Origin of the sequence: Streptomyces sp. NPDC005925 (genome assembly GCF_040638805.1) — a bacterium.
GTDB lineage: Bacteria > Actinomycetota > Actinomycetes > Streptomycetales > Streptomycetaceae > Streptomyces.
Genome location: NZ_JBEXVL010000005.1, coordinates 123,976 through 149,594, shown reverse-complemented (window position 1 = coordinate 149,594; position 25,619 = coordinate 123,976). Strand labels below are relative to the sequence as shown.

Genomic DNA, 25,619 nt, shown 5'->3' with positions numbered 1-25,619 from the left:
CTACAGCGGTGTGACGTACGCCCCCGAGATTCCGCCGTCGACCAGGAAGTCGCTGGCGTTCACGAAGGACGAGTCGTCGCTGGCCAGGAAGGCGACGGCGGCGGCGATCTCCTCGGCCTCGGCGAACCGGCCGAGCGGGATGTGCACCAGGCGGCGGGCGGCGCGCTCCGGGTCCTTGGCGAAAAGCTCCCGCAGGAGCGGGGTGTTGACCGGGCCGGGGCACAGGGCGTTGACGCGGATGCCCTCACGGGCGAACTGCACGCCCAGTTCGCGCGACATGGCGAGGACGCCCCCCTTGGACGCCGTGTACGAGATCTGCGACGTGGCCGCGCCCATCCTGGCCACGAAGGACGCGGTGTTGATGATGGAGCCCCTGCCCTGGCGCCGCATGTAGGGGATGGCGGCCTTGCAGCACAGGTAGACGGAGGTGAGGTTGACCTCCTGGACGCGCTTCCAGGCCTCCAGGCCGGTCTCCAGGATGGAGTCGTCGTCGGGCGGGGAGATCCCGGCGTTGTTGAAGGCGACGTCGACGCTGCCGTAGGTGTCGTACGCCGTCTTGAACAGCGCCTCGACCTGCTCGGGGTCGGTGACGTCGACCTTGACGAAGATGCCGCCGGTCTGCTCGGCCGCCGCCTTGCCGCGGGTCTCGTCCACGTCGGCGCAGACGACGTGCGCGCCCTCGGAGGCGAGGCGGCGCGCGGTGGCGAGGCCGATGCCGCTGCCGGCTCCGGTGACGACGGCGGTACGGCCGACCAGCCGGCGGCAGACGATCTCGTCGGTCGGTGCGTCAGTCGATGCGGTCACTGTGCGGGGCCCTCCGTGCTGATGAAGACGTTCTTGGTCTCGGTGAAGGCGGTCAGGGCGTCCGGGCCCAGCTCGCGGCCGATGCCGGACTGCTTGTAGCCGCCGAACGGGGTCCAGTAGCGGACGCTGGAGTGGGAGTTGACGGACAGGTTGCCCGCGCGGACGGCCCCCGAGACGCGCAGCGCCCGGCCGACGTCGCGGGTCCAGACGGAGCCGGAGAGGCCGTAGTCGGTGGCGTTGGCCAGGGCGACCGCCTCCGCCTCGTCCTGGAAGGGGAGGACGACGGCGACGGGTCCGAAGACCTCCTCGACGGCCACGCGCGCGCGGGGGTCGACGCCGGTGAGGACGGTGGGCGGGAACCAGAAGCCGGGGCCCTCGGGTGCCGTGCCCCGGATGCCGGCGGCGTCCGGGGGGACGTAGGAGCGGACGCGGTCGAGTTGGGCGCGGGAGATCAGTGGGCCCATGTCGGTGGTCCCGTCCGACGGGTCGCCGACGCGCACCGCCTCGATCGCCGGGCCCAGCAGTTCGAGGAAGCGGTCGTACGCGGACCGCTGGACGAGCACGCGGGTGCGGGCGCAGCAGTCCTGGCCGGAGTTGTCGAGGAAGGACATGGGGGTGGCCCGGGCGGCGGCCTCCAGGTCCGCGTCGGCGAAGACGATGTTGGGGCTCTTGCCCCCGAGTTCGAGGGTGACCCGCTTGAGGAGGCCCGCCCCCTTGGCCATCACCTGTTTGCCCACGGCCGTGGACCCGGTGAAGACGATCTTGGCGACGCCCGGGTGTGCGACGAGCGCGTCGCCCGTGACGGGGCCGGGTCCGGGGAGCACCTGGAACAGGCCGTCCGGAAGGCCGGCCTCCAGGGCGAGCCCGGCCAGGCGCAGCGCGGTCAGCGGGGTCGTCTCGGCCGGCTTGAGCAGGACCGCGTTGCCGGCGGCCAGGGCGGGGGCGGTGGCCCAGGCCGCGATCGGCATGGGGAAGTTCCAGGGGGCGATGACGCCGACGACGCCGAGCGGTTCGAGGATCGTGATGTCCAGGCCGCCCGCGACGGGGATCTGCCGGCCGGTCAGCCGTTCCACTCCCCCGGCGGCGTAGTCGAGCAGGTCGCGGACGTTGCCGGCCTCCCAGCGCGCGTTGCCGATCAGGTGGCCGGCCTCGCGGACCTCCAGGCGCGCCAGTTCCTCCACGTGCTCGTCCACGGCGGTGGCGAAGCGGCGCAGCAGCCGGGCGCGGTCGCCCGGTGCCAGCGCGGCCCAGCCGGACTGCGCCCGTGCGGCGCGTACGACGGCGGCGTCCACGTCGGCGGCGGAGGCGGCCGGGACGGTGGCGACGACTTCCTCGGTCGCGGGGTTGAGGACCGTGAGCTCGAAGGGGGTGGGCGGTTCGGACAAGCGGGACCTCACATGCGTTCGAAGGAGCGGCGCAGTTCCCAGTCGGTGACCGCGGCGTCGAAGGCGTCCAGCTCGACGCGCGCCATGTTGCGGTAGTGGGCGACGACCTCGTCACCGAAGGCGGCCCTGGCCAGCGGGCTGTTCTCCCAGAGCTCGGCGGCCTCGCGCAGCGTGGTCGGGACGTGGGCGTAGTCGGCGGCGTAGGCGTTGCCCGCGCAGGGCTCGGGCAGTTCGAGCCGCTGCTCGATGCCGTGGAGCCCGGCGGCGACCAGGCCGGCGACGGCGAGGTACGGGTTGACGTCACCGCCGGGCAGCCGGTTCTCGAACCGCAGGGAGCGGCCGTGGCCGACCACCCGCAGCGCGCAGGTGCGGTTGTCCTGGCCCCAGGCGACGGCGGTCGGCGCGAAGGAGCCCGGCTGGAACCGCTTGTACGAGTTGATGTGGGGCGCGTAGAGGAGGGAGAAGTCGCGCAGCGCGGCGAGCTGACCGGCGAGGAAGTGCCGCATGACGTCGGACATCTCGCCGTCCGGGCCCGCCATGACGTTGCCGCCGCCGGCGTCGGCGAGCGAGAGGTGGATGTGGCAGGAGTTGCCCTCGCGCTCGTTGTACTTGGCCATGAAGGTGATCGACACGCCCTCCTGGGCGGCGATCTCCTTGGCGCCGGTCTTGTAGACGGCGTGCTGGTCGCAGGTGACGAGAGCCTCGTCGTAGCGGAAAACGATCTCGTGCTGGCCGGGGTTGCACTCGCCCTTGGCGGACTCGACGGTCAGACCGGCCGCGGCCATGTCGTTCCGGATGCGGCGCAGCAGGGGCTCGATGCGGCCGGTGCCGAGGACGGAGTAGTCGATGTTGTACTGGTTGGCCGGGGTCAGGCCCCGGTAGCCGGCGTCCCAGGCCTGCTCGTAGGTGTCCTTGAAGACAATGAACTCCAGCTCCGTGCCGACCCGCGCGCTCCAGCCGTGTTCGGCGAGGCGGTCGAGCTGGCGGCGCAGTATCTGGCGGGGCGCGGCGACGACCGGGGAGCCGTCGTGCCAGGCGAGGTCGGCGACGACCATGGCCGTGCCCTCGTTCCAGGGCACGCGGCGCAGGGTCGACATGTCGGCGTGCATGGCGAAGTCGCCGTAGCCGCGGTCCCAGGAGGACATCGCGTAGCCGTCGACGGTGTTCATGTCGGCGTCGACGGCGAGCAGGTAGTTGCAGCCCTCGGTGCCGTGGTGGAGGACCTCGTCGAGGAAGAAACGCGCGGCGAACCGCTTGCCCTGGAGCCGTCCCTGCATGTCCGGGAAGGCCAGCACGACCGTGTCGATGTCACCGCCCGCGACGAGGGCGTGCAGTTCCTCGATGCCGAGCGGGGGTGTGCGGTCTGCCACGGAAGAGCCTCCTTGGGACTGCTGCCTTTCCACCGTGCGCCATAAGGTATTGCCGGAAACCTTTGCTTGGGAAGGGGGCGCGGCCGTATGCGGGAGGTACCTGACGGGGTGGACCGTCTGACGCCGGTCCTGCGGCCGGTGCGGGCGGGCAACGGCTTCGAGGAGGCGCTGGAGCAGATCCTCCAGGTGGTGCGTCTCGGCCTGGTGCCCCGGGGCGGGCGGCTGCCGGCGGAGCGGGAGCTCGCGGGCCGTCTGGGGATCAGCCGGGTGACGCTGCGGGAGGTGCTGAAGGTGCTTCAGGAGCAGGGTCTGGTGGAGTCGCGGCGGGGGCGGTACGGCGGAACGTTCGTGCTGCCGCGCACCGCCGACACGGGCGGCGGCGGCAAGGACGCCGGGGACGCGCTGCGGCGGCGGGTCGCCGAGGTCGACCTCGAGGACGTACTGCGGTTTCGCGAGGTGCTGGAGGTGGGGGCGGCCGGGCTGTGCGCGGCGCACGGGCTGTCCGGGGCGGGGGCGGCGCGGCTGCGGGAGGCGCTGGACCGCACGCGTGACGCGCCTCTGGCGGAGTACCGCCGCCGGGACACGATGCTGCACCTCACGCTCGCCGAGTTGTGCGGGTCACCGGCCCTGGCGGCGCAGTACGCGGCGGTCCGGGCCACCCTGAACGACCTGCTGGACCGCATCCCGCTGCTGGTGCGCAACCTGGAACACTCCCAGCGGCAGCACACGGCGCTGGTCGAGGCGGTGCTCGACCGGGACGCGGACGGGGCGCGGGAGATGACGCGGGAACACTGCGCGGGGACGGCGGCACTGCTGCGGGGGTTCCTGACGTGAGGGTTGCCCGCCGCTCGATTGTCTAAGGTGTGGCGTCATACCTTTGCAGGAAGGTATGACGTCACACCTCCTACTGGGGAGGGGCACGGGGTGACCGCCACGACAGGGGGGTTCGAGGTGACCGGACGACGGCCGCTGATCGGCGTCAGTACGTATCTGGAGACCGGGGCACGCTGGGGCGTGTGGGAGCTGGAGGCCGCACTGCTGCCGGCCGGCTATCCCCGGCTGGTGCAGCGGGCGGGCGGCCTCGCCGTCATGCTCCCGCCGGACGTGCCGGAGCACGCCGCGGCGACGGTGGCGCGGCTCGACGCGGTGGTGATCGCGGGCGGCCCGGACGTGGACCCGGCGCGGTACGGCGCCCGACGGGACCCGCGTACGGGACCCGCGGCTGCGGAACGGGACACGTGGGAGCTCGCGCTGATCGACGCGGCCTTGACGGCCCGGGTGCCGCTGCTCGGCATCTGCCGGGGCATGCAGCTGCTGAACGTCGCGCTGGGCGGCACACTCGTCCAGCATCTCGACGGGCACGCGGAGATGGTGGGCGTGTTCGGCGAGCACGCGGTGTCCCCGGTGGCGGGCACGCGGTACGCGGAGCTGGTGCCGGAGGCGACGTCCGTACCGACGTATCACCACCAGGCCGTGGACCGGCTCGGCGAGGGCCTGATCGTGTCGGCGCGTGCCGCGGACGGGACGGCGGAGGCGCTGGAACTGCCGGCGGACGCCGGGTGGGTGCTGGGGGTGCAGTGGCATCCGGAGATGGGGACGGATGTGCGGGTGATGCGGGGGGTGGTGGAGGCGGCGGGCGGCTGACCCCGGGCGAGCCGGCCGCTCTCCGCGGCGTTTGAACCCCTGAGTCCTTCGCCCCCGGGTCCTTGGCCCTGACGGAGCCGCTACCTGCGCGTCAGCGACAGCAGGTCGCGGGCCGGGCCCGTCGGGCGGTGGCCCGTGGGCCAGACCGCGCGGAGGTCCCTGGCCAGGGTGACGCCCTCGACGGGGACGGGGACCAGCCGGCGCATCGACAGTTCCTCGCGCACGGCCAGTTCACTGAGGACGGCCGGGCCCGCGCCGCTGACCGCCGCCGCCTTCACGGCCGTCGTGGAGGACAGTTCGATCAGCGGGCGGGCCAGGCCGCCCAGGGCCGCGTCCAGGACCTGCCGGGTGCCGGAGCCCGTCTCCCGCAGGATCAGCGGGGTCGTCGCGAGTTCCCGCGCGGTCAGCGGCGTACGGCGGCGGGCCCAGGGATGGGCGGGGGCCGCGACGACGATCAGCCGGTCGTGGGCGATGACGGCGGAGTCCAGCCCGGCCGGGACCGACAGGCCCTCCACGAAGCCCAGGTCGGCCTCGTCGGACAGCAGCCGTTCGGCGACCGCCGCGGAGTTCCCGGCGAGCAGCGACACCGCCGTACCGGGGCGCTGGGCGCGCAGCGCGAGCAGCCAGCCCGGCAGCAGGTACTCGGCGATCGTCATGCTGGCCGCCACCCGCAGCCGGGAGTCGCGTCGGTCCCGCAGTGCCTGCGCCCCGGCGTCGAACGCCTCGGCGGCCTCCACGATCCTGCGCGCCCAGTCGGTGACGAGGGCTCCCGCGTCGGTGAGCCGGGAACCGCGCGGCGAGCGGTCCACCAGGGCCACGCCGAGCTGCCGTTCCATGGACCGGACGCGGCTGCTGGCGGCGGGCTGCGTGATGCCGAGCTCCCGGGCGGCGCCGCCGAGGCTGCCGACGCGGGCGACCGCCAGCAGCAGTTCCAGCGCGCCGAGGTCCGGTACGCGGTGCGCCAGTGACCCTCCGGTGCCCTGCCCGGCGGCGGGCCGGGATGTGCCGTGCTCGCCGGTCCTCGCGCTGTCACCGCTCCCGCTCATAAATGCAGCTTATGTTGCAGGGAACGGGTTGCTCCCCGGCGGCGGGCGGCCGGGGGGACGGTCACGGGCGGACGGTCAGGGGGCCGGAGGCGGGCGGCGCGCCGCCCGCAGGGCCCGCCCCAGCACCCGGGGCGCCTCGGCCAGCGAGGGTCCGTACCAGGTGAGGTGACGCCCGCTGACCAGCGCGCAGGGCAGTCCGGGGAAGGCATCGGGGCCGTCCCCGGCGGTGAAGCGGTACGGCTCGTCGGGGAGCACGACGACGTCCGGCGCCGCCGCGCGCAGCTCGTCCAGGGGGATGCGCGGATAGCGTTCGGCGTGGCCGGCGTACACGTGGTCGACTCCGAGGCGGGCCAGCACGTCACCGGCGAAGGTGTCCCGGCCGAGCACCATCCACGGGCGGCGCCACACGGGGACGACGGCCGTCCTGCGACGCTCCGGCGACGGCGGCGCCGACCAGGCCTCCTCGGCCTCGTCCAGCCACCGGGGGCGGCCGGCCGCTCCGCACGCCCGCAGCACACGCTCCAGTTCGCGGAAGGCACCCGGTACGTCCCGTACCTCCGTCACCAGCACGTCCACGCCGGCCGTCCGCAGGGCGTCGAGGTCGGCGGCGCGGTTCTCCTCCTCGTTGGCGATCACCAGGCCGGGAGCGAGGGAGAGGACGCGGTCGAGCTTCGGGTTCTTGGTTCCGCCGACGCGTACGGCGTCGAGATCCGCCGGGTGCGTGCACCAGTCCGTGACGCCGACGAGGGCGCCGGGCAGGGTCTCGGCCACCGCCTCCGTGAGGGACGGCACCAGCGAGACGACCCTCACTGCGGCGGCCTGTTCCGGACCGCCTCGATGTGTTCGGCGACCGCGACGATCAGCAGCCGCGTGTCGGAGACCGTGGCCCGCCAGCGGTGCCGCACCCCGCCGCTGAGGTAGAGCGTGTCGCCGCGGCCGAGGCGGTAGGCGCGGCCCTCGGCCTCGACTTCCACGGCGCCGTCGGCCACGTACATCAACTGGTCGTTGCGGTACTGCAGTTCGCGACCGGCGTCGTGGTCGCCGGTGAACTCCGTGGCGTACATCTGGTGGTGGCCGCGGACCAGGGACCGCATCCGGGGGTCGGGGCCCGCTTCACCCTGCTCGGCGCGGAGGACGTCCACGCTGCACGCCGGGTCGGCCGCGGCGAGGAGTTCGACCGCGGTGGTGCGCAGCGCGTCGGCGACCTTCTCCAGGGAACTGGTGCTGGGCCGCGCCCGCTCGTTCTCGATCTGGCTGAGGAACGGTACGGACAGGCCGCTGCGTTCGGCCACGACGGCGAGGGTGAGTTCCAGGGCGCGGCGCCGCCGCCGTACGGCCGCGCCCACCCGCAAGGGCTGTTCCTTGTGGTCGCCCATCGCTCCGGCTCCCTCCTTCGCGCGTCTCTCGCGTCCCGCACCCGCCGCCGGCGCGCCTCTCCTGCTGATGCTGTTGCTACTGCCGGGTTCACTGCACCCTACGCATGTTCGGCAAGGCGATTCATCCGCCCCTCGTACGGGTGTCACACCGGGTGCTGTCCGACCCTTTGGTTCGCGCCATTCGCGCCAATGGAACTCCGGGATGTTCCGTCCGGTCAATGCACGGTCGCTGATCCGTGTTCCCGTACTGCGGGGGATTTCCCGTCCGGACGGCCAAGTCGTCGCTGTGTGTGATTGGCCGGATTCCTACTGCGAACGGCGGCGGATGCACGGGCGTGAGAAGGGCGCCCGGTATGCCGAGAGGGGGCCCCGTTACGCAATCGCGCAAGGAGGCCCCCTCTCGTCCGGGACGCACCGGGCCCGTCAGGTCACCCGGCACGACCTGTTCTCACCCCGGTGCCGGGCCCGGCTCGCGTCCCCGGGCGGACGGGTCCCGGGGGCCCGGAGGCCCGTGGGAGTCCGGATCACTGCGGAGTCATCCGCTCCACCATGTCCGGGTGCTCCTCGAGCCAGGCGGCGACGGCCTCTTCCTCGTGGCCCTGACCGCGCTCGTTGATCTCGGCCTCCAGCGTGCCCAGCTCGTCCTCACTCATATGGAACCCCTTGATCCACTTGGTGAGCTGCGGGTACTGCTCCGGGAAGGCCCCGTTGGAGATCGTGCGGATCGTGTTGCCCTCGCCGAAGAGCTTCTTGTCGTCCTTCAGCTTGGTCAGCTCGTACTGGCTGTACGCCCAGTGCGGCGACCACAGCACCACGGCGACGGGCTCCTTCTTGGCGTAGGCGCGCTTGAGCTCGGCGAGCATCGCCGGGGTGGAGCCGTCGACGACCTTGTACTCCTTGTCGAGGCCGTAGCCCGGCAGGACGTCCTTCTTCAGCAGGTTCATCTCGCCGGTGCCCGGCTCGATGCCGATGATCCTCCCGCCGAAGCGGTCGGCCTTGCCCTTGAGGTCCGCGAGGGACGTGACGTCCTTCACGTACGACGGGACGGCCAGCTCCAGGGACGTCGGCTCGTACCAGGTGCCGAGGTCCTTGAGCCTGTCCTTGTGCTGGTCCCAGAAGTTCTGCTGCGCGTGCGGCAGCCAGGCGTCGAAGTTCAGGTCGAGATCGCCGGAGGCCAGGCCGGTGTAGACCGGGCCGACGTCCATCTGCTTCAGGTTCAGCTTGTAGCCGCGCCGTTCCAGGACGTTCTTCCACAGGTAGGTGACGGCGACGTCCTCGTCCCAGGGGAACCACGCCACGTCGACGGGCCGCTTCGCCTCGGCGGGCGTGCCGCCGGCGGCGCCCTCGACCGGGGCGAGCTCGTCGACCACGCCGCGGTTCTGCTTCAGCCAGGTCCTGACCGCCTGCTGCTGCTTGCCCTTGCCCGCCTTGTTGATCCCGGCCTCGAGGCTGGTGAGCTGCTTCTCGGTCATCTTGAAGTTCTTCAGCCACTTGGCGACGACCGGGTTGTCGGAGGCGAAGCCCTGGCGGGACAGCGTGTGCACGCCGTCGCCCTTGCCCCAGGTGCCCTTCGGGTCCTTGAGCTTCTTCAGGTCGTAGTCGCTGTAGGCCCAGTGCGGGGACCACAGGGTGACGGCGATCGGCTCCTTCTTGGCGTAGGCGCGCTTGAGCTGCGCCAGCATCGCCGGGGTGGAGCTGTCAACGACCTCGTACTCCTCGTCGAGGCCGTACTCCTTGAGGACCTTGCTCTTGAGCAGCGACATCATGCCGGCGCCGGGTTCGATGCCGGTGATCTTCCCGTCGAACGTCCCCGCCCTGCCCCTGAGGTCCTCGAGGGAGTCGACGTCCTTCATGTACGAGGGGACGGCCAGCTCCAGCGAGGTCTCGTCGTACCAGGAACCGAGATCGTCGAGCCGCTCGCCGTACTTCTTCCAGTACTGCTCGTGGGTGGTGGGCAGCCACGCGTCCGTCTGGAAGTCGACGTCGCCGCCGGCCAGCGAGGTGTAGAGCGGGCCCGCCTCGAGCTGCTTGGTCTCGACGTCGTAGCCGCGCTGCTCCAGGATCTCCTTCCACAGGAAGGTGGAGGCGACGCCCTCGTCCCAGGGGATGTAGCCGATGCTGACCTTCTTGCCGTGGCCGACGTCGCCGTCTGCGGAGCCGGCTGCGCCCTTGCCGGCGTCGCCGAAGACGCCCATGCCGCCCGCCACGAGCGCGAGCACCACGACGCCGATCACGGCGAAGGCCGGACGCGGCCGGTACGACCAGATCCTCAGGCCCTGCGCGGCGCGCACCCGGGCGGCGGCACGGCGGCCGAGCGGCGAGACCTGGGTGCCGAGGGCGCTGGTCATACGGTCGAGATAGATCGCGAGGATCACGATCGCGACACCGGACTCGGAGCCGAGACCGACGTTGAGCTGGCCGATGGCCTCGTTGACGTCGCCGCCGAGGCCGTCGGCGCCGACCATGCCGGCGATGGCGGCCATCGACAGGCCGAGCATGATGACCTGGTTGACGCCCGCCATCACGGTGGGCAGGGCGAGCGGCATCTGGACCCGCAGGAGGATGTTCCGCGGGCTGGTGCCGAACGCCTCCGCGGCCTCCACCAGCTCCTTGTCGACCTGCCGGATGCCCAGCTCGGTCATACGGACGCCGGGGGCCAGCGCGAAGATCAGAGTGGCGACGATGCCCGCGGGCGCGCCGCTGCCGAAGAACAGGATGGCCGGGATGAGGTAGATCATCGCGGGCAGCGTCTGCATGAAGTCCAGCACCGGCCTGACCACGCCGCTGACGCGGTCGGAGCGGGCGGCCCAGATACCGACGGGCACGGCGACGACGAGCGCGATGATCGTCGCGACGAGGACCAGGGAGAGCGTCATCATCGCGTTCTCCCACAGGCCGAGGGAGTCGATGAAGGCGAATCCCGCGAAGGAGAGCACACCGGCGACGGTGCCGCGCAGCCAGAACGCGATCACGGCGAAGATGCCGGCCAGCAGCAGCGGCTCGGGGGCCTGGAGGACCGCGTCGATGCCGTCGTAGGCGCCGAGGAAGACCGTCTTGAAGAAGTCGAACAGCCAGGCCACGTTGTCGAGCAGCCAGTCGACGGCGCTGTTGACCCAGTCGCCGAAGGGGATCCTAGGCATGGCTGATCACCTTCTCCCCGCCCTTGCCGTCCCTGCCGCCCTTGCCACGCGGGGAGCAGGGTTCGGGCGCCCGCTGTTCGTCGCCGAGGAAGCCGACCAGCCGCTGCCTGGGTACGACCCCGACGACCGCGCGGTCCTCGTCCAGCACGGCGACCGGGTGGTCCAGCCGGGCGCTGAGCGCGCACAGGTCGGTGAACGACGTGTCGGGCGCGGCGGTGTCGCAGCCGCAGACGGCCTCGTCGCCGCTGACGTCGCGGTCCATGACGGACTCTGCGGTCAGTACGCGGGAGCGGTCGACGTCCTGGGTGAAGGAGGCGACGTAGTCGTCGGCGGGCCGCAGCAGGATGTCCTCGGCGGTGCCGATCTGCACGATGCGGCCGTCGCGCATGACCGCGATCCGGTCGCCGAGGCGCATCGCCTCGTTGAGGTCGTGGGTGATGAAGACGATGGTCTTCTTCAGCGTGCGCTGCAGTTCCAGGAGCTGGTCCTGCATGTCGCGGCGGATCAGCGGGTCCAGGGCGCTGAACGACTCGTCCATCAGCAGCAGGTCGGCGTCGGTGGCCAGGGCGCGGGCGAGGCCGACGCGCTGCTGCATGCCGCCGGACAGCTCGTCGGGCCAGGACTTCTCCCAGCCGGCCAGGCCGCACAGGGCGAGCGCCTCGTCGGCACGCCGTGCGCGCTCGGCGCGGGGCACGCCCTGCACTTCCAGACCGTAGGCGGCGTTCTCGCGCACGCTGCGGTGCGGGAAGAGCGCGAAGTGCTGGAAGACCATGCTGATCTTCTTCGAGCGGACCTCGCGCAGCTCCCGGTCACCCAGCGCGGTCAGGTCCTCGCCGTCGAAACGGACGTGGCCCGCGGTCGGCTCGAGCAGACCGTTGAGCATGCGCAGCAGGGTGGACTTGCCGGAGCCGGACAGGCCCATGACGACGAAGATCTCACCCGGCTCGACCGTGAAGGAGGCGTCGACCACGGCGGCCGTGGTGCCGACCGCCCGCAGTTCCTCCCGGTCGGTCCCTTGCTGCAGCTTTTCGACCGCCTGGTCCGGTCGTCTTCCGAACACCTTGTAAAGATGCTCGGCCTCAAGCGTCGCTGACACGCGTACCTTCTCGGCTCGACGGCAATGGAAAGGGAGCGACGGGTCACGGACAGCGTGCACAGCGGGCGCCGTGACCGGCCGCGGGCCGCCGGCCGTGAAGAGCCGTGACGGCGGGCAACGGGGACAGCGGACGCCTTGCACAGGTGAACGCGCAACCTGGATCGCTCCGAGGCGGCGCCTGCCCCCGCCCTTCGCACACAAACGCACATGTGCCCGGCTTCACAGAGCGTTCACTGTTGCCCGCTGTGCGCTGCGAACCGGTCACGGGGCGTGATTGTCAGTGGTGTGCGGCATGATGCGGGATGTGACCGGACGACTGATGCTCCTCGACACCGCCTCGCTCTACTTCCGCGCCTACTTCGGCGTCCCGGAGTCGGTCCGGGCCCCGGACGGCACACCGGTGAACGCGGTGCGCGGGCTGCTCGAGTTCATCGACCGCCTCGTCAGGGACCACCACCCGGACCAATTGGTGGCTTGCATGGACGCCGACTGGCGACCGCAGTGGCGCGTCGAGCTCATCCCGTCGTACAAGGCGCACCGGGTCGCCGAGGAGCACGCGGCCGGGCCGGACGAGGAAGAGGTCCCGGACACCCTGTCCCCCCAGGTGCCCGTCATCGAGGCGGTGCTCGACGCTCTGGGCATCGCCCGCGTGGGCGTCGAGGGGTACGAGGCGGACGACGTGATCGGCACGTTCACGGCCCGTGCGACGGGCCCGGTCGACATCGTGACCGGCGACCGCGATCTGTACCAGCTGGTGGACGACGGGCGCGGCATCCGCGTGCTGTACCCGCTCAAGGGCGTGGGCACGCTGCAGCTGACCGACGAGTCCTGGCTCCGGGAGAAGTACGGAGTGGACGGACGGGGGTACGCGGACCTGGCGACGTTGCGCGGCGACCCGAGCGACGGCCTGCCGGGTGTGCCGGGCGTCGGCGAGAAGACGGCCGCGAAGCTGCTGGCCGAGTTCGGCGACCTCGCCGGGGTCCTGGCCGCGGTCGACGACCCGCGGGCGAGGCTGACCCCGACGCAGCGCAAGCGGCTGACGGAGGCGCGGCCGTATCTGGCGGTCGCGCCGAAGGTGGTGCGGGTCGCGGACGACGTCCCGCTGCCCGAGGTCGACACGGCCGTGCCGGCCGGGCCGCGCGACCCGGCGGCCCTGGAGTCGCTGGCGGCCCGCTGGGGCCTGGGCGGCTCCCTGCAGCGGCTGCTGGCGACACTGGGCGTCTGACGAGCGGGGCCGGAGGCCACGCCCCCGCTCACCAGCTCGGCACGGAGAGGTGTTCACCGGAGGCCAGTGCTAACTTAGGTTTACCTAAGTGCGACGTCAGGGAGTTCCCTCATGGCAGACCGACCGGACCGCAAGTCCCGTACCACGTACGCCGCGCGGGTCGTCCGCACCGAGCGGCTGACCGCCCACATGCAGCGTGTGGTGCTCGGCGGCGACGGTCTCGCCGGGTTCGCGGCGGACACGTGCACCGACCATTACGTGAAGCTGCTGTTCCCGGCCGGGGGCGCGACCTACCCGGAACCGTTCGACCTGGAGCGCATACGCGAGGAGTTCCCGCGCGAGCAGTGGCCGGTCACCCGGACCTACACCGTGCGTCACTGGGACCCCGGGCACCGTGAGCTGACGCTCGACTTCGTCATCCACGGCGACGAGGGACTCGCCGGCCCGTGGGCGATGCGTGCCCGGCCGGGCGAAACCGTCCGTTTCCTGGGCCCGGGCGGCGCCTACGCCCCCGACCCGGCCGCCGACTGGCACCTGCTCGTCGGTGACGAGAGCGCGTTGCCCGCGATGGCCCGCGCCCTGGAGTCGCTGCCGCACGGCGCGCGCGCCCACGCCTTCGTCGAGGTCGCCGACGCCGGTGAAGAGCAGAAGATCGACTCAGACGTGGACGTGGTCTGGCTGCACCGCGGCGACCGGCCGATCGGCGAGGCGCTGGTGGAGGCCGTGCGGGGGCTGGACTTCCCGGCGGGCCGGGTGCACGCGTTCGTGCACGGCGAGGCCCACTTCGTGAAACAGCTGCGCCGCCTGCTGCGGGTCGAACGCGGCATCCCGCGCGAGAGCCTGTCGATCTCCGGCTACTGGCGACTGGGCCACGACGAGAGCGGCTGGCAGGCTTCCAAGCGCGAGTGGAACGCCCGCATAGAGGCGGAGCAGGAGAAGACGGGACCGACGGCTTGAGGCACCGGCCGAGCACGACGGCACGGGCGGGGCAGCGTAAGACACCAGGCCGATCACTACGGCACAGGCCAGGCAAAGTGAGGCACCGGCCGAGCACGGCGGCACGGGCCACGGAGCGTAGACACCGGGCCGAGCACGACGGCACAGGCCACGCAGCGTAAGACCGGGCCGAGCCGGAAGGTGCTGGCTCCTGCCGCATACCCTGAGCCCTGATGAGACGCCGCCGACAGACTCCGCCCGCACCTCTCCCCCAGCGCGACGGGGTGGACCCGGTGCGGGTACGGCTGCCTGTCGCAGGGCCGTGGGCCACGGTCCGGGAGCACCTGGCCGAGCGGCTCACGGCGGCGGGCACCGGCGCTGTCGACGGCATGTTCGCGGCGGGGCGGATCGTCGGCGCGGACGGCAGCCCCGTGGCTCCCGACGCCCCGTACGCGCCGGGGACGTACGTGTGGTTCCACCGGGAGCTGCCGTGCGAGACCCCGGTGCCGTTCCCGCTGCACGTGGTGTACCGCGACGAGCACGTCGTCGTCGCCGACAAGCCGCACTTTCTCGCCACCACCCCGCGCGGCGGCCACGTCGCCCAGACCGCGCTCGCGCGGCTGCGCCGGGAGCTGGGCATCCCGACGCTGACCGCCGCGCACCGCCTGGACCGGCTCACGGCCGGCCTCGTCCTGTTCACCGTGCGGCCGGAGGAACGCGGCGCCTACCAGAACCTGTTCCGCGACCGGCTGGTGCGCAAGGAGTACGAGGCCGTCGCACCGTACGATCCCGGGCTCGTCCTGCCCCGGACCGTACGCGGCCGGATCGTGAAGGAGCGCGGCGAGCTCACCTCCCGCGAGGTCGAGGGCGAGCCGAACGCCATCAGCCGCGTCGAGATCCTCGGACACCGGACGGCGGACGCGTTCTCGCCGGGCGGCGTCACACGCGACGGCACAGCACCCGGGCTGGGCCGGTACCGGCTCCTGCCGAGCACCGGCCAGACCCACCAGCTACGGGTGCACATGACCGCGCTGGGCGTGCCCATCCTCGGCGACCCGCTGTATCCCGTGGTGACCGCCGCCGTGCCGGCCGGTGACTTCCGCCGCCCGCTGCAACTGCTGGCGCGGGCCCTGGAGTTCACCGACCCGGTCACCGGCACCGCGCACCGGTTCCGCAGTACGCGGGTGCTCGCGGCCTGGGCGTCGTACGACGACTGGGCCGGTGGTCAGTAGCCGCGCCACCAGCGCACGACACGCTGCCAGGCACCCGGGCGACGGGCCGGGGCGGGGTCCGGTTGCGGCTGCGGCTGGAGGGGCGGCTGAGGCTGTGGTGCCGGTGCCGCCGGCACGGAGGCAGACGGTTGCGGTTGCGCCTCGGGCCGGGTCCGGCGCCGCTCAGCGCGCGGCAGTTCGGGGCGTGGCACCTCCGCACGCGGCGGCTCGGTTCCGATGGACCACTCGGCCCGGGGCGGCGGGATCGGCAGACCCGGCTTCTCCGTGACCTCCTGCTGCGCCTTGGGCTCGAAGCGCACCGGGAGCTCCACCAGATGACGCGACGCGATCGACGACCGCCACGTCAACTCGTCCTCGTCGCAGTCCAGTTGTACGTCGGGGAGCCGCAGCAGCAGCGCGTCGACGCCGGTGTCGGCGATGGCTCGGCCGATGTCCTGACCGGGGCACTCGTGCGGTCCGCCGCCGAAGGCCAGGTGGGACCGGTTGCCCTGCATGTGGGCCTCCAGGTCGGGCCGCACCCGGGGGTCGACGTTGCCGGGCGCGATGCCGAACAGCAGCCCGTCGCCGGCCCGGATGCGCTGTCCGCCCAGTTCCACGTCCTGCTTGGCGAAGTACGCGAGGACGGTGCTGAACGGCGGCTCGTCCCACAGGGACTGTTCGACCGCCTCGGGCACGGTCATCTGACCGCCGCTGAGCTGGGCCCGGAATCCGGGGTCGGTGAGCACCACGCGCAGCACGTTGCCGATGAGGTTGGTGGTCGCCTCGTAGGCGGCGAGGAGGACCACCCGCAGGTGCTCGGAGACCTCCTCGTCGGTGAGCCGGGCCGGGTGGTTGACGAGGTACCCGGCGAAGTCGTCGTCGGGCTGGAGGCGGCGGCGCGCGGTGAGCCGGCCGACGGCCTCCATGACGTAGGCGTTGCTGGCCAGGGAGGTCTCGGTGCCCTTGAGGGTGTCGCGGGCGGCCTCCACCATCCGGTCGTTGAACTCCTCGGGCATGCCGAGGACCTCGCACAGCACGCCCATCGGCAGGTACTCGGCGAACTGCCCGACGAGATCGGCGCGGCCCCGCTCGCAGAACCGGTTGACGAGCGTCTGGGTGTGGCGGTTGATGTGCCGCCGCAGACTGCGGTAGTCGATGGTCGACATGGCGGCGGTGACCGCGCCCCGCAGCCGCTTGTGCTCGTCGCCCTCGGCGTGCGAGCAGATCGGCTGCCAGGCGATGTGCGGCATGAGGGGGTGGTCGGGCTTGACCTTGCCCTCCTTCAGCGGGGTCCAGATGCGGCTGTCCCGGCAGAACTGGGAAGGGCTGCGCACCATGTGGAGGTTCTCGGCGTGGCCGAGGACCACCCACATGGGGACGTCGTCGTGGAGCAGCACGGGCGCCACGGGGCCGTGTTCGGCACGGAGCTTCTCGTACAGCTCCTCCAGGTCCTCCGTCTGGTGCAGCCGTTGCAGCCCGCCGGGTCCGAGACCGTGCGCGGGGCAGCCGGGGGGCGGTTCGAGCCGGGCGTCGCCCGTTCCGGCCGGGGAGTGGGATTCAGGCGTCACGGTGTTGCTCCGAAGCAGAAAGGACGTTGCTGATGGGACATGGGCAAGGTGAGGGGTACGGGAGTCAGGTGAGGGAGCCCGTCACGGCGAGCGAGTGCAGGAAGCGCATCAGGGTCACCAGGACGTCCCGGCTGGATGCCCGGCGGCGCACGTCGCACTCGACGATGGGGATGTCCTCGGAGAGGTCGAGCGCGGCCCGCAGGTCCGGCAGCGGGTACCGGGGCCCGTCGGGGAAGGTGTTGACGGCGACCACGAACGGCACGCCGCGCTCCTCCAGACGCCCCATGACGTCGAAGCTGACCTCGAGGCGGCGGCTGTCGACGAGGACGACGGCGCCGAGCGCGCCTTCGAACAGGCCGTTCCACAGGAACCAGAAGCGCTCCTGGCCGGGCGTGCCGAACAGGTACAGGACGAGTTGTTCGGTGATCCGGATGCGGCCGAAGTCCATCGCCACGGTGGTGGCCGTCTTGGTCTCCGAGCCGAAGTTGTCGTCGACGCCGATGCCGGCCTGGGTCATCGTCTCCTCGGTGGTCAGCGGCCTGATCTCGCTGACCGAACCCACCATGGTGGTCTTGCCGACCCCGAAGCCGCCCACGATCACGATTTTCACCGCGGCGTCCGTCGTGTGCGGCAGCCGGTCCTCGGTGCGTGGGCCGGGGAGGGTGTCAGAGCCGTTGAAGTCCATGCATCACCGCTTCGAGGATGGATCGGTCGGGGAGTGCCTGGCGGACGACGGGGGCGCGCGCCTGCACCAGTTCGGTCGTCAGCAGGTCCGTTACCAGCACGGTCACCACGCTGAACGGCAGGTTCAGATAGGCCGAGAGTTCGGCGACGGACAGGGGGGCGGCGCACAACCGCAGCAGGGCGGCCTGTTCCGGGGTGGCGGACGGTGAGGGCTCGGCGCGCGCCACGATCAGCGTGACCAGGTCGAGTTCGGCGCGTTCGCCGTCCGGTCCGGCAACGACGTAGAGCCGCTCGGGGTTGCGGCCCCCGCCCTCCTTCTTGCCGGGAGCGGGGGGTTCCTGCCTGGGGTTGCGCCTCTGGCGTTGCGGAGCCGTCATACGGGCTGCCCGTTCCGCCGGGGCGGGCTGGTCAGGTGGGCTCCGATGCGGCCGACGAGGTCGCGCATGCGGTTGCTCATCAGACCGGGTTCGGCGACCACGTCGGAGAGCACGGCGAGATAGGCGTTGGCCCCGGCGGCCATCAGGTAGAAGTAGCCGCCGTCGATCTCGATGATGACCAGCTTCATACGGCCGTTGCTGTCGGGGATCTCGGAGGCGACGGCGCTCGCCAGGCTCTGCAGTCCGGCGCAGGCCGCCGCGACCCGGTCGGCGGCGTCGGGGTCGCCGCCGTGGCGGGCGATGCGCAGGCCGTCGGCGGACAGGACGACGATCATCTCGATACCCGGTACGCCGTCGGCGAGGTCCTTGAGCATCCAGTCGAAGTTGGCTCGCTGCTGGATCACTTGACGTCCCCTTCGTCGTCGGCCTCGGCACGGGCCGGCTCGGTGGTCTGCTGGTTGTTCTGGTGGCTGGTCGGCCGGGTGGCCGAGGTGGAATCGGGGTCGCCCTTGAGCCCCTCCCAGAACGCCTCCACCCACATGCCGGGCGGGGGTTCTTCCTTGGCCGCCTTCTTGGGTTCGGGCGCGGGCTTCGCCCACGGGGAATCGTTCGCGATGCCGGACCGCTCGGCCTCGCGTGCGGCGCGCTCGGCGGCGTACTGCTCGGCGTAGCGCTGGGTGAGCGAGGTCTTCACGCGGCTGCGGCGCTGCGGCAGACCGTTCGCGGCCCACTCGGTGACGACGGGGACGTCGTCCTCCATGCTGACGGCTGCGGGGATGCGCGGGCTGGTGGGACGGCGCTTCTTGGGCGTGCGCTTGGGGCCCTCCAGCGCGCCGGGGCCCTGCTTGGGCACGGAGGTGGCGCCGATGCCGTGGGCGAGTCCCACGCCGGGTTCGTCGGTCATCATGTTGCTCGGCACGACGAGGACGGCGCGGACGCCGCCGTATGCGGAGGCCCGCAGCGACACCTGCATGTTGTGCGCCTTGCAGAGCCGGCCGACGACGGACAGGCCGAGCCGCGGGTGCTCGCCGAGGTCCTGCAGGTCGAGGCCCGCCTTGGCGCGCTCCAGCATGCCCTCGATGCGGTCGCGGGCCTCTTCGCTGAGGTTGACGCCCGCGTCCTCGATCTCGATGGCGACGCCGGTCTGTACCTCGACGGCGGTGACGTGCACCTTGGTGTGCGGGGGCGAGTAGCGGGTGGCGTTGTCGAGGAGCTCCGCGGCGGCGTGGATGACGGGCTCGACGCAGACGCCCTTGATGTTGACCTTGGCGATGGAGTGCAGCTCGATGCGGCGGTACTCCAGGATCCGCGACATGGCGCCGCGCAGCACGCTGTACAGGGCGACGGGCTCGGGCCACTGGCGGCCGGGCCTGCCGCCGCCGAGGACGGCGACGGAGTCGGCGAGGCGGCCGATGAGCGCGGTGCCGTGGTCGATGCGCAGGAGGTCGTCGAAGACCTCGGGGTTGCGCCCGTGGTCCTCCTCCATCTCCCGCAGCTCCTTGGCCTGCTGGTGGACGATCGCCTGGACGCGCCGCGCGATGCTGACGAAGGAGCGCTGCGAGGCGTCGCGCAAGGACTCCTCGGTGTCGAGAATCTTCAGAACGGTCTTGATCACCGTCACCTGCGAGTCCCGCAGCTCACCGTAGGCGGGGTCGAGGTCGGGGAGGCGCAGCAGCACCTCGCGGGGGGAGAGTCCGCCGTGCAGGAGGTGTACCGCGGCGGGCACGATCTCCTCGGCGAGGCGGTCCATCTCCCACTCGCAGACGGTGAGCCGTCGTTCCAGTTCCGTGGTGTGACGGGCATGTTCGGCGCGCAGGTCGCGCAGGGCCCGGCCTCGGCGTACGGCCACGGCGGCCGTCGCCACGACCAGCAGCGTCGCGACCGCGCCGCACCAGCCGACGGCGGTCCGTGCCGGCTGCGCCACCCAGGCGACGGCGGCCCCGGTCACCGCGGCCATGAGGACGGCCGGCGGCAACAGGACGCGCGCGTAGGGAAGTTCGCGGCGACCGGGAGGGGAATCAACACGCACCATGTAGGCCCTTTGAGACAAATCGGCTGAGGGGAAGGAAAGCTTGCCGGGGATGTGCGACGGAAACCGCGAGCAAGCCAGGGGGCGAGCGGGATCTTCCGCGCATGATGGAACAAACGCGCGAATTCAGATTAACTCTGCGCGCTACGGGCGAGTTTAACCCGACGGGATCAACCGCGTGGCATATTCGGCAAGCACCTGAAAACGTCCCATGACAGGTGTATTCTCGCCCCATTTACACGCTCGGATATTAATCGAACACGATGCGTTATGGCGTACAGACGTACGAAAACACCGGTCGCCACCGGCGGATCGGCCATCCCTGCGGCGCTTAAGGGCGGACGATCGTGGAAGGAGCACCCGGGCGGGCGGCCACGAGGTCAGGCGGCCGCGAGGCCCGGGCTCCCGAACCCACGAACAGACGACTACCCGGGCCACGACCGGGTGATGCGAAAGAGGGCAGGACCGCTTAGATGTTCGACACGCTGCTCGTCGCCGACCGGGGCGAGACCGCCGTCCGCGTCATCCGTACGGCTCGCGAACTCGGCCTGCGCACGGTGACCGCGCACGTCGACGCCGACGGGTCGGCCCCGCACGTGCGGCTCGCCGACGCGTCGGTGCGGCTCGGCCCGGCGTCCGAGAACAACCCGAACCTGACCGCCGACTGCTTGCTGCGGGCGGCCGAGGACACCGGCGCGGGCGCGATCCTTCCCGGCGGGGCACTGTCGGCGGACCCCGCCCTCGCGCGGCGCTGCGAGGAGGCCGGGATGGTCTTCGTGGGCCCGACGTCCGAGCAGCTGGAATTGTTCGGCGCGCGGCACACGGCCCGCACGGCGGCCGACGCCGCGGGGCTTCCGCTCGCCCCCGGCACGGAAGTACTGGCAGGCCGGGACGAGGCACTGCGGGAGGCCGAGCGCATCGGCTACCCGGTGCTGCTCAAGTCGACGACGGGCGGACACGGCGGCCTCGACATGTCGACATGTCACTCTGCCGCCGAACTGACCCACGCCTGGGAGCGCGCACACCGCACGGAATGCGCGTCCGGGGGCGTCTACCTGGAGCGCTTCGTCGAGCACGCCCGGCACGTGGAAGTGCCGGTCTTCGGCGACGGGGAAGGCCTGGTCGTCACCTTCGGCGACCGCGACTGCTCCCTGAGGCTCCGGGACCGGAGAGTGCTGGAGGAGGCCCCGGCACCCAATCTCCCCGACCGGGTGCGCGCCCAACTGGCCGCCTCCGCCCGCGACTTGTGCGCCTGGGTGGACTACCGCTCGGCGGGCACGGTCGAGTTCCTGTACGACGCCGCCCGCGAGCAGGCGTACTTTCTGGAGGTCAACGCCCGCTTCCCGACGGAACATCCGGTCACCGAGGAGGTCCACGGCGTCGATCTGCTGACGTGGACGCTGCGCCTGGCACGCGGCGAACGGGGCGTGGTCCGGGCCCCCGGCGCGCCCCACGGCCACGCGATCGAGGTACGCCTCCACGCGCAGGGCCCGACGCACGACGACCGGCGCGGCTCGGGCGACGCGACGCACGACCACCCGTCCGGCCCGGGCAGCCCGCTCGGCAACGGCAAGGGCGCCGGCGCGCCGACATCGTCGTACAACCCCGTGCTCACCCCCGTGCGCAGCAACGTGATCGCCCACGGCTCCGATCGCGACGAAGCGCTACGACGGCTCGACGGGGCACTGGCCGGAATCGGACCGTACGACGGCATCGAAACCCACCTCGAGCTGGTGCGGGCGGCCCTCACGGACCCCGCGTTCCGCGAAGCCACCCACTCCACAGCGACCCTCGCGTCCCTGGCCGACCCGACGCCGTACGAATACGACCGTTAGACCGCGCCGTCCGGCGAGGGCGGGCCGGCCTCCCGGCCGGTCCGCGGGCGGCGACACCCCCGGCCCTGAGTCCCGGGGCCGGTCACCCCACCGACGAGTACGCGACAACCCCCCGCAGCAGCCCCTCGACGGCCTTGCGCGCGTTCTTGGCCACCGTGGACCCCTCGACGGCGGGCGCGGCGGCGGAGATCTGTCCCAGCACGTCGATCACCTGCTTGCACCACCGTACGAAGTCACCGGCCGGCATCTCCGCCTCCCGCAGGACTTCGTCGAGGCCGGAGCCCGAGGCCCACTGGTGCGCGGCCCAGGCGAACCCGAGGTCCGGCTCCCGCTGTCCGACGCCCTCCGTCTGGGTGATCCGGAAGTCCTCCTCCAGCGCGTCGAGCCGCCCCCAGATCCGCACCATCTCACCCAGCGCGGCCTTGGCCTTCCCGGACGGCACCTTGGGCGCCGTCGCGTCGTCGGCGGCCCGCGCCTCGTACACCAACGCCGAGACGCACGCGGCGAGTTCGGCGGGACCGAGCCCTTCCCAGACGCCCTCGCGCAGGCACTCGCTGGCGAGCAGGTCGAGCTCGCCGTACAGCCGGGCGAGCCGCTTGCCGTGCTCGGTGACCTCGTCGGCCCTGAGATAGTCCAGCTCGGTCAGCAGCGCCACGATCCGGTCGAAGGTCCGCGCGATCGTGTTGGTACGGCCCTCGATACGGCGCTCCAGCTGCGAGGTGTCCCGCAACAGCCGGTAATACCGCTCGGCCCAGCGGGCGTGGTCCTCGCGGTCGTTGCAGCCGTGGCAGGGGTGGGCGCGCAGCGCGGTGCGCAGCCGGGCGATCTCCCGGTCGTCGGCCGCCTGCGAGCGCCTCTTGCGGTGCCGGTCGGGAGAGATGTGCCCGGCCTTGGTACGCAGCGCCGACGCGAGGTCGCGGCGGGACTGCGGCGAGCGCGCGTTGAAGGACTTGGGAATCCGCATCCGCTCCAGCGGCTCGACGGGCACCGGGAAGTCGATGGACGCGAGCCGCTTGACCTGCCGCTCGGCGGTGAGGACCAGCGGGCGGGGCCCGTCGTGGTACTCGACGCCGCGGTGTCCGCCCGCGCGCCCGGCGGGCAGGCCGGGGTCCAGCACCAGGGCCAGCCCGGCGTACTTGCCCGTCGGTACGTGGATGACGTCGCCCGGCTTCAGCTTCTCCAGGGCGACGGCGGCCTCGGCGCGACGCTGGACGGCGCCCTGCCGGGCCAGCTCGGTCTCGCGGTCCTTCAGCTCGCGGCGCAGCCGCGCGTACTCCTCGAAGTCACCGAGATGGCAGGTCATGGAGGCCTTGTAGCCCTCCAGCCCTTCCTCGTTGCGCTGCACCTGCCGCGAAATGCCGACGACCGACTTGTCGGCCTGGAACTGCGCGAAGGACGTCTCCAGCAGCTCCCGCGAGCGGTGCCGGCCGAACTGCTCGACCAGGTTGACGGCCATGTTGTACGACGGCTTGAAGCTGGAGCGCAGCGGGTACGTGCGCGTGCCCGCGAGTCCCGCGAGGTGCTCGGGGTTCATGGCGCGCTGCCACAGCACCACGGCGTGGCCCTCGACGTCGATGCCGCGACGGCCGGCCCGGCCGGTGAGCTGGGTGAACTCGCCGGGGGTGATGTCGGCGTGCTGCTCCCCGTTCCACTTGACGAGCTTCTCCAGGACCACCGAGCGCGCCGGCATGTTGATGCCGAGGGCGAGGGTCTCGGTCGCGAACACGGCCTTCACCAGGCCGCGCACGAACAGCTCCTCCACGACCTCCTTGAAGGTCGGCAGCATGCCCGCGTGGTGGGCCGCGATGCCGCGCTCCAGGCCCTCCAGCCATTCGTAGTAGCCCAGGACGTGCAGGTCCTCGGGCGGGATGGAGGCGGTGCGCTCCTCGACCAGGGCGCGGACCTTCTCGCGCGCCTCCTCGTCGTTGAGCCTGAGGCCCGCGTACAGGCACTGCTGGACGGCGGCCTCGCAGGCGGCACGGCTGAAGATGAACGTGATCGCGGGCAGCAGGCCCGCGGCGTCCAGCCGCTCGATGACCTCGGGACGGCTCGGCGTCCAGATCCGGGACCGCTGTCTGCGCTCGCGCTCCCGGTCGGCCTCCCGCATGTGCCGACCGCGCCGCCGGTCCTGGTACGACGGCCGGCTGGCCTCCATACGGGCCATGCGCGTGAGGTCGGGGTTGACGGCCTTCTTGTGGCCCTCGCCCTCCTCGAACAGGTCGTACATCCGGCGCCCGGCCAGTACGTGCTGGAACAGCGGCACGGGGCGGTGCTCGGAGACGATCACCTGGGTGTCGCCGCGTACGGTGTCGAGCCAGTCACCGAACTCCTCGGCGTTCGACACGGTCGCCGACAGTGACACCAGTGTCACGGACTCGGGGAGGTGGATGATCACTTCCTCCCAGACGGCGCCGCGGAACCGGTCGGAGAGGTAGTGCACCTCGTCCATCACCACGTGTCCCAGGCCGCGCAGGGTCTGGGAGCCCGCGTACAGCATGTTCCGCAGCACCTCGGTGGTCATCACGACCACCGGGGCGTCGGAGTTCACGCTGTTGTCGCCGGTGAGCAGGCCCACCCGCTCCGATCCGTAGCGGCGGCAGAGGTCGGCGTACTTCTGGTTCGACAGCGCCTTGATCGGCGTCGTGTAGAAGCACTTCCTGCCCTGCTGGAGGGCGAGGTGGACGGCGAACTCGCCGACGATCGTCTTGCCCGAGCCGGTGGGCGCGGCCACCAGCACGCCCTTGCCGGCCTCCAGGGCCTGGCAGGCCTCGATCTGGAAGGGGTCGAGGCCGAAGTCGTACATCTCGCGGAAGGAGGCGAGAGCGGTGGCCTGCTCGACAGCGCGCCTGCGGGCTGCCGCATACCGCTCGGCCGGTGAGAGATCGTCTGTCATCGTGCTTTCGAGCGTACCGGGCCGCACTGACAACAGGACGATCATTATCCGGATCGGGCGCCGTACGGGACACCCTGCGCGAGGGCGTGCCTGACGGGGTCCGCCCGGCTCACGGCCCCACGACGCGCACGGCGCCGGGCACGCAGCGCGCGGTCAGCGGCAGCGGCCCGAGGGGTTCGCCGTCCGCGTACCCGGTGATCCCGTCCGCGGCCAGCTCCACCTCGGCCGCCCGCATGACGGTGACCTTGGGATGGTCGACGTGCGTGCCCCGGTAGACCCTCGGGAACACCTTCAGCAGCGTCGCGCGGGAGCAGTCCCCGACCACGGTGATGTCGAACAGCCCGTCGGTGAGGTCGGCGCCGGGACAGATCCGCATGCCCCCGCCGTACGACGACCCGTTGCCGACGGCGACGAGCGTCGCCTCGACCTCCCGGACCTGCCCGTCGTCGAGCCGGATGCGGTAGGGCAACGGCCGGAACGCGGCGAGTTCGGCGAGCATGGCGAGGTCGTACTTGGCGCGCCCGGTGGGCCACCGCATGCGGTTGCCGCGGTCGTTCACCCGGGAGTCGAAGCCGGAGGCGAGGACGGTCCCGAACCACCGGTCCCCGGCCCGCCCGAGGTCGATGTCCCGCAGCCGCCCGCCCTTGAGGGCGTCGGCGACCAGACGGCCCGCGGCGGCCGGGTCCCGCACCGGCAGGCCGAGCGCGCGGGCGAAGTCGTTGCCGGTACCGACGGCGACCAGGCCGAGCGGGGTGCTCGTACCGGCGACGGCCTGCAGCGCGAGGCTCGCCATGCCGTCGCCCCCGACCGCGATCAGGGCGTCGGTGCCGTCCGCGACGGCGGCACGCGCGCGGGAGAGGGCGTCCCGGGCGTTCTCGCCGAGGACCGTGCGGACGGAGAATCCGGCCGCCCGCAACGCGGAAGCGGCCGGCTGCGCCGCGCGGGCGCCCCGGCCGCGGCCCGCGGTGGGATTGACGAAGAGGGTGAGCTCGCAGGTCAC

General features: G+C 72.0%; 20 protein-coding genes and 1 pseudogene. 6 read left to right on the top strand and 15 right to left on the bottom strand.

Annotated elements, in window-relative coordinates; translation table 11 throughout:
• Genes ABZ354_RS09230 through ABZ354_RS09220 form a run of 3 tightly spaced genes read right to left on the bottom strand, consistent with a single transcriptional unit; the run spans position 1 to position 3,559 of the window.
• Entirely contained in the window at positions 1 to 804 is an 804-nt protein-coding gene (locus tag ABZ354_RS09230) for a 3-oxoacyl-ACP reductase (RefSeq protein ID WP_358654613.1), read from the bottom strand.
• Positions 801 to 2,189 (bottom strand): aldehyde dehydrogenase family protein, encoded by a 1,389-nt coding sequence (locus ABZ354_RS09225; protein ID WP_358654611.1) that lies wholly within the window; start codon positions 2,187 to 2,189, stop codon positions 801 to 803. The genes ABZ354_RS09230 and ABZ354_RS09225 overlap by 4 nt, the downstream gene beginning before the upstream one ends.
• 8 nt (positions 2,190 to 2,197) lie before the next feature.
• Entirely contained in the window at positions 2,198 to 3,559 is a 1,362-nt protein-coding gene (locus tag ABZ354_RS09220) for a glutamine synthetase family protein (RefSeq protein ID WP_358654609.1), read from the bottom strand.
• Positions 3,560 to 3,646: 87 nt separating this feature from the next.
• Here ABZ354_RS09220 and ABZ354_RS09215 point away from each other — a divergent pair, with 87 nt between their 5' ends.
• Entirely contained in the window at positions 3,647 to 4,393 is a 747-nt protein-coding gene (locus ABZ354_RS09215; protein WP_358654607.1) for an FCD domain-containing protein, read from the top strand.
• A 90-nt stretch (positions 4,394 to 4,483) separates the two neighbouring features.
• Positions 4,484 to 5,203, top strand: a complete 720-nt coding sequence (locus ABZ354_RS09210; RefSeq protein ID WP_358654605.1) for a gamma-glutamyl-gamma-aminobutyrate hydrolase family protein — start codon at positions 4,484 to 4,486, stop codon at positions 5,201 to 5,203.
• 80 nt (positions 5,204 to 5,283) lie between these two features.
• Here the strand turns inward: ABZ354_RS09210 and ABZ354_RS09205 are convergent, their stop codons facing one another.
• From ABZ354_RS09205 to ABZ354_RS09185, 5 genes are all read right to left on the bottom strand, one after another.
• Positions 5,284 to 6,249 (bottom strand): LysR family transcriptional regulator, encoded by a 966-nt coding sequence (locus ABZ354_RS09205; protein WP_358654603.1) that lies wholly within the window; start codon positions 6,247 to 6,249, stop codon positions 5,284 to 5,286.
• A gap of 75 nt (positions 6,250 to 6,324) precedes the next feature.
• Entirely contained in the window at positions 6,325 to 7,059 is a 735-nt protein-coding gene (locus ABZ354_RS09200) for a helical backbone metal receptor (RefSeq protein ID WP_358654601.1), read from the bottom strand.
• Positions 7,056 to 7,625, bottom strand: coding sequence for an XRE family transcriptional regulator (locus ABZ354_RS09195; RefSeq protein WP_358654600.1), 570 nt, complete (start codon positions 7,623 to 7,625; stop codon positions 7,056 to 7,058). The genes ABZ354_RS09200 and ABZ354_RS09195 overlap by 4 nt, the downstream gene beginning before the upstream one ends.
• A 524-nt stretch (positions 7,626 to 8,149) precedes the next feature.
• The gene (locus ABZ354_RS09190) at positions 8,150 to 10,765 is read right to left on the bottom strand and encodes an ABC transporter permease/substrate binding protein (RefSeq protein ID WP_358654599.1); all 2,616 of its coding nucleotides are present in this window, start codon (positions 10,763 to 10,765) and stop codon (positions 8,150 to 8,152) included.
• On the bottom strand, positions 10,758 to 11,861 hold the full coding sequence (locus ABZ354_RS09185; RefSeq protein ID WP_358654597.1) for a glycine betaine/L-proline ABC transporter ATP-binding protein: 1,104 nt from the start codon (positions 11,859 to 11,861) through the stop codon (positions 10,758 to 10,760). The genes ABZ354_RS09190 and ABZ354_RS09185 overlap by 8 nt, the downstream gene beginning before the upstream one ends.
• A gap of 295 nt (positions 11,862 to 12,156) precedes the next feature.
• Between ABZ354_RS09185 and ABZ354_RS09180 the strand changes: the two genes are divergently transcribed.
• The 3 genes from ABZ354_RS09180 (at position 12,157) to ABZ354_RS09170 (ending at position 15,254) form a co-directional block, all read left to right on the top strand.
• Entirely contained in the window at positions 12,157 to 13,086 is a 930-nt protein-coding gene (locus ABZ354_RS09180) for a 5'-3' exonuclease (RefSeq protein ID WP_358654975.1), read from the top strand.
• Positions 13,087 to 13,197: 111 nt separating this feature from the next.
• On the top strand, positions 13,198 to 14,043 hold the full coding sequence (locus ABZ354_RS09175) for a siderophore-interacting protein (protein WP_358654596.1): 846 nt from the start codon (positions 13,198 to 13,200) through the stop codon (positions 14,041 to 14,043).
• Positions 14,044 to 14,255: 212 nt separating this feature from the next.
• Positions 14,256 to 15,254, top strand: coding sequence for an RluA family pseudouridine synthase (locus ABZ354_RS09170; protein WP_358654595.1), 999 nt, complete (start codon positions 14,256 to 14,258; stop codon positions 15,252 to 15,254).
• Here the strand turns inward: ABZ354_RS09170 and ABZ354_RS09165 are convergent.
• The 5 genes from ABZ354_RS09165 to ABZ354_RS09145 all read right to left on the bottom strand — a co-directional run bounded on the left by ABZ354_RS09165 (position 15,248) and on the right by ABZ354_RS09145 (position 19,894).
• Positions 15,248 to 16,801, bottom strand: coding sequence for a cytochrome P450 (locus ABZ354_RS09165; RefSeq protein WP_358654594.1), 1,554 nt, complete (start codon positions 16,799 to 16,801; stop codon positions 15,248 to 15,250). The genes ABZ354_RS09170 and ABZ354_RS09165 overlap by 7 nt on opposite strands.
• Before the next feature lie 64 nt (positions 16,802 to 16,865).
• Positions 16,866 to 17,486 (bottom strand): ATP/GTP-binding protein, encoded by a 621-nt coding sequence (locus ABZ354_RS09160; protein ID WP_358654593.1) that lies wholly within the window; start codon positions 17,484 to 17,486, stop codon positions 16,866 to 16,868.
• Positions 17,467 to 17,862 carry a DUF742 domain-containing protein gene (locus ABZ354_RS09155; protein ID WP_358654591.1) on the bottom strand — a complete coding sequence of 132 codons (396 nt, stop codon included), beginning with the start codon at positions 17,860 to 17,862 and terminating at the stop codon, positions 17,467 to 17,469. The genes ABZ354_RS09160 and ABZ354_RS09155 overlap by 20 nt, the downstream gene beginning before the upstream one ends.
• Complete coding sequence (locus ABZ354_RS09150; RefSeq protein ID WP_358654589.1) at positions 17,859 to 18,266, bottom strand: roadblock/LC7 domain-containing protein; 408 nt, start codon at positions 18,264 to 18,266, stop codon at positions 17,859 to 17,861. The genes ABZ354_RS09155 and ABZ354_RS09150 overlap by 4 nt, the downstream gene beginning before the upstream one ends.
• Entirely contained in the window at positions 18,263 to 19,894 is a 1,632-nt protein-coding gene (locus ABZ354_RS09145) for an ATP-binding protein (RefSeq protein WP_358654587.1), read from the bottom strand. The genes ABZ354_RS09150 and ABZ354_RS09145 overlap by 4 nt, the downstream gene beginning before the upstream one ends.
• 470 nt (positions 19,895 to 20,364) lie before the next feature.
• Between ABZ354_RS09145 and ABZ354_RS09140 the strand changes: the two are divergent.
• Positions 20,365 to 21,708, top strand: a pseudogene (locus ABZ354_RS09140) (acetyl-CoA carboxylase biotin carboxylase subunit family protein); the annotation flags it as partial.
• Positions 21,709 to 21,808: 100 nt separating this feature from the next.
• On the opposite strand, the gene ABZ354_RS09135 reads toward ABZ354_RS09140, so the two are convergent.
• Both ABZ354_RS09135 and ABZ354_RS09130 read right to left on the bottom strand, forming a co-directional pair.
• Positions 21,809 to 24,664, bottom strand: coding sequence for a DEAD/DEAH box helicase (locus ABZ354_RS09135; RefSeq protein ID WP_358654585.1), 2,856 nt, complete (start codon positions 24,662 to 24,664; stop codon positions 21,809 to 21,811).
• 64 nt (positions 24,665 to 24,728) lie between these two features.
• Positions 24,729 to 25,619: a diacylglycerol kinase gene (locus tag ABZ354_RS09130; protein ID WP_358654583.1), complete on the bottom strand. Its 891-nt coding sequence runs from the start codon at positions 25,617 to 25,619 to the stop codon at positions 24,729 to 24,731.

What these genes read in the sequence shown, in the direction of transcription:
- ABZ354_RS09205 (WP_358654603.1), bottom strand. Translation starts at nt 6,249, where the DNA reads ATGAGCGGGAGCGGTGACAGCGCGAGGACCGGCGAGCACGGCACATCC.
- ABZ354_RS09155 (WP_358654591.1), bottom strand. Translation starts at nt 17,862, where the DNA reads ATGACGGCTCCGCAACGCCAGAGGCGCAACCCCAGGCAGGAACCCCCC.
- ABZ354_RS09195 (WP_358654600.1), bottom strand. Translation starts at nt 7,625, where the DNA reads ATGGGCGACCACAAGGAACAGCCCTTGCGGGTGGGCGCGGCCGTACGG.
- ABZ354_RS09145 (WP_358654587.1), bottom strand. Translation starts at nt 19,894, where the DNA reads ATGGTGCGTGTTGATTCCCCTCCCGGTCGCCGCGAACTTCCCTACGCG.
- ABZ354_RS09215 (WP_358654607.1), top strand. Translation starts at nt 3,647, where the DNA reads ATGCGGGAGGTACCTGACGGGGTGGACCGTCTGACGCCGGTCCTGCGG.
- ABZ354_RS09180 (WP_358654975.1), top strand. Translation starts at nt 12,157, where the DNA reads ATGCGGGATGTGACCGGACGACTGATGCTCCTCGACACCGCCTCGCTC.
- ABZ354_RS09160 (WP_358654593.1), bottom strand. Translation starts at nt 17,486, where the DNA reads ATGGACTTCAACGGCTCTGACACCCTCCCCGGCCCACGCACCGAGGAC.
- ABZ354_RS09170 (WP_358654595.1), top strand. Translation starts at nt 14,256, where the DNA reads ATGAGACGCCGCCGACAGACTCCGCCCGCACCTCTCCCCCAGCGCGAC.
- ABZ354_RS09135 (WP_358654585.1), bottom strand. Translation starts at nt 24,664, where the DNA reads ATGATCGTCCTGTTGTCAGTGCGGCCCGGTACGCTCGAAAGCACGATG.
- ABZ354_RS09190 (WP_358654599.1), bottom strand. Translation starts at nt 10,765, where the DNA reads ATGCCTAGGATCCCCTTCGGCGACTGGGTCAACAGCGCCGTCGACTGG.
- ABZ354_RS09175 (WP_358654596.1), top strand. Translation starts at nt 13,198, where the DNA reads ATGGCAGACCGACCGGACCGCAAGTCCCGTACCACGTACGCCGCGCGG.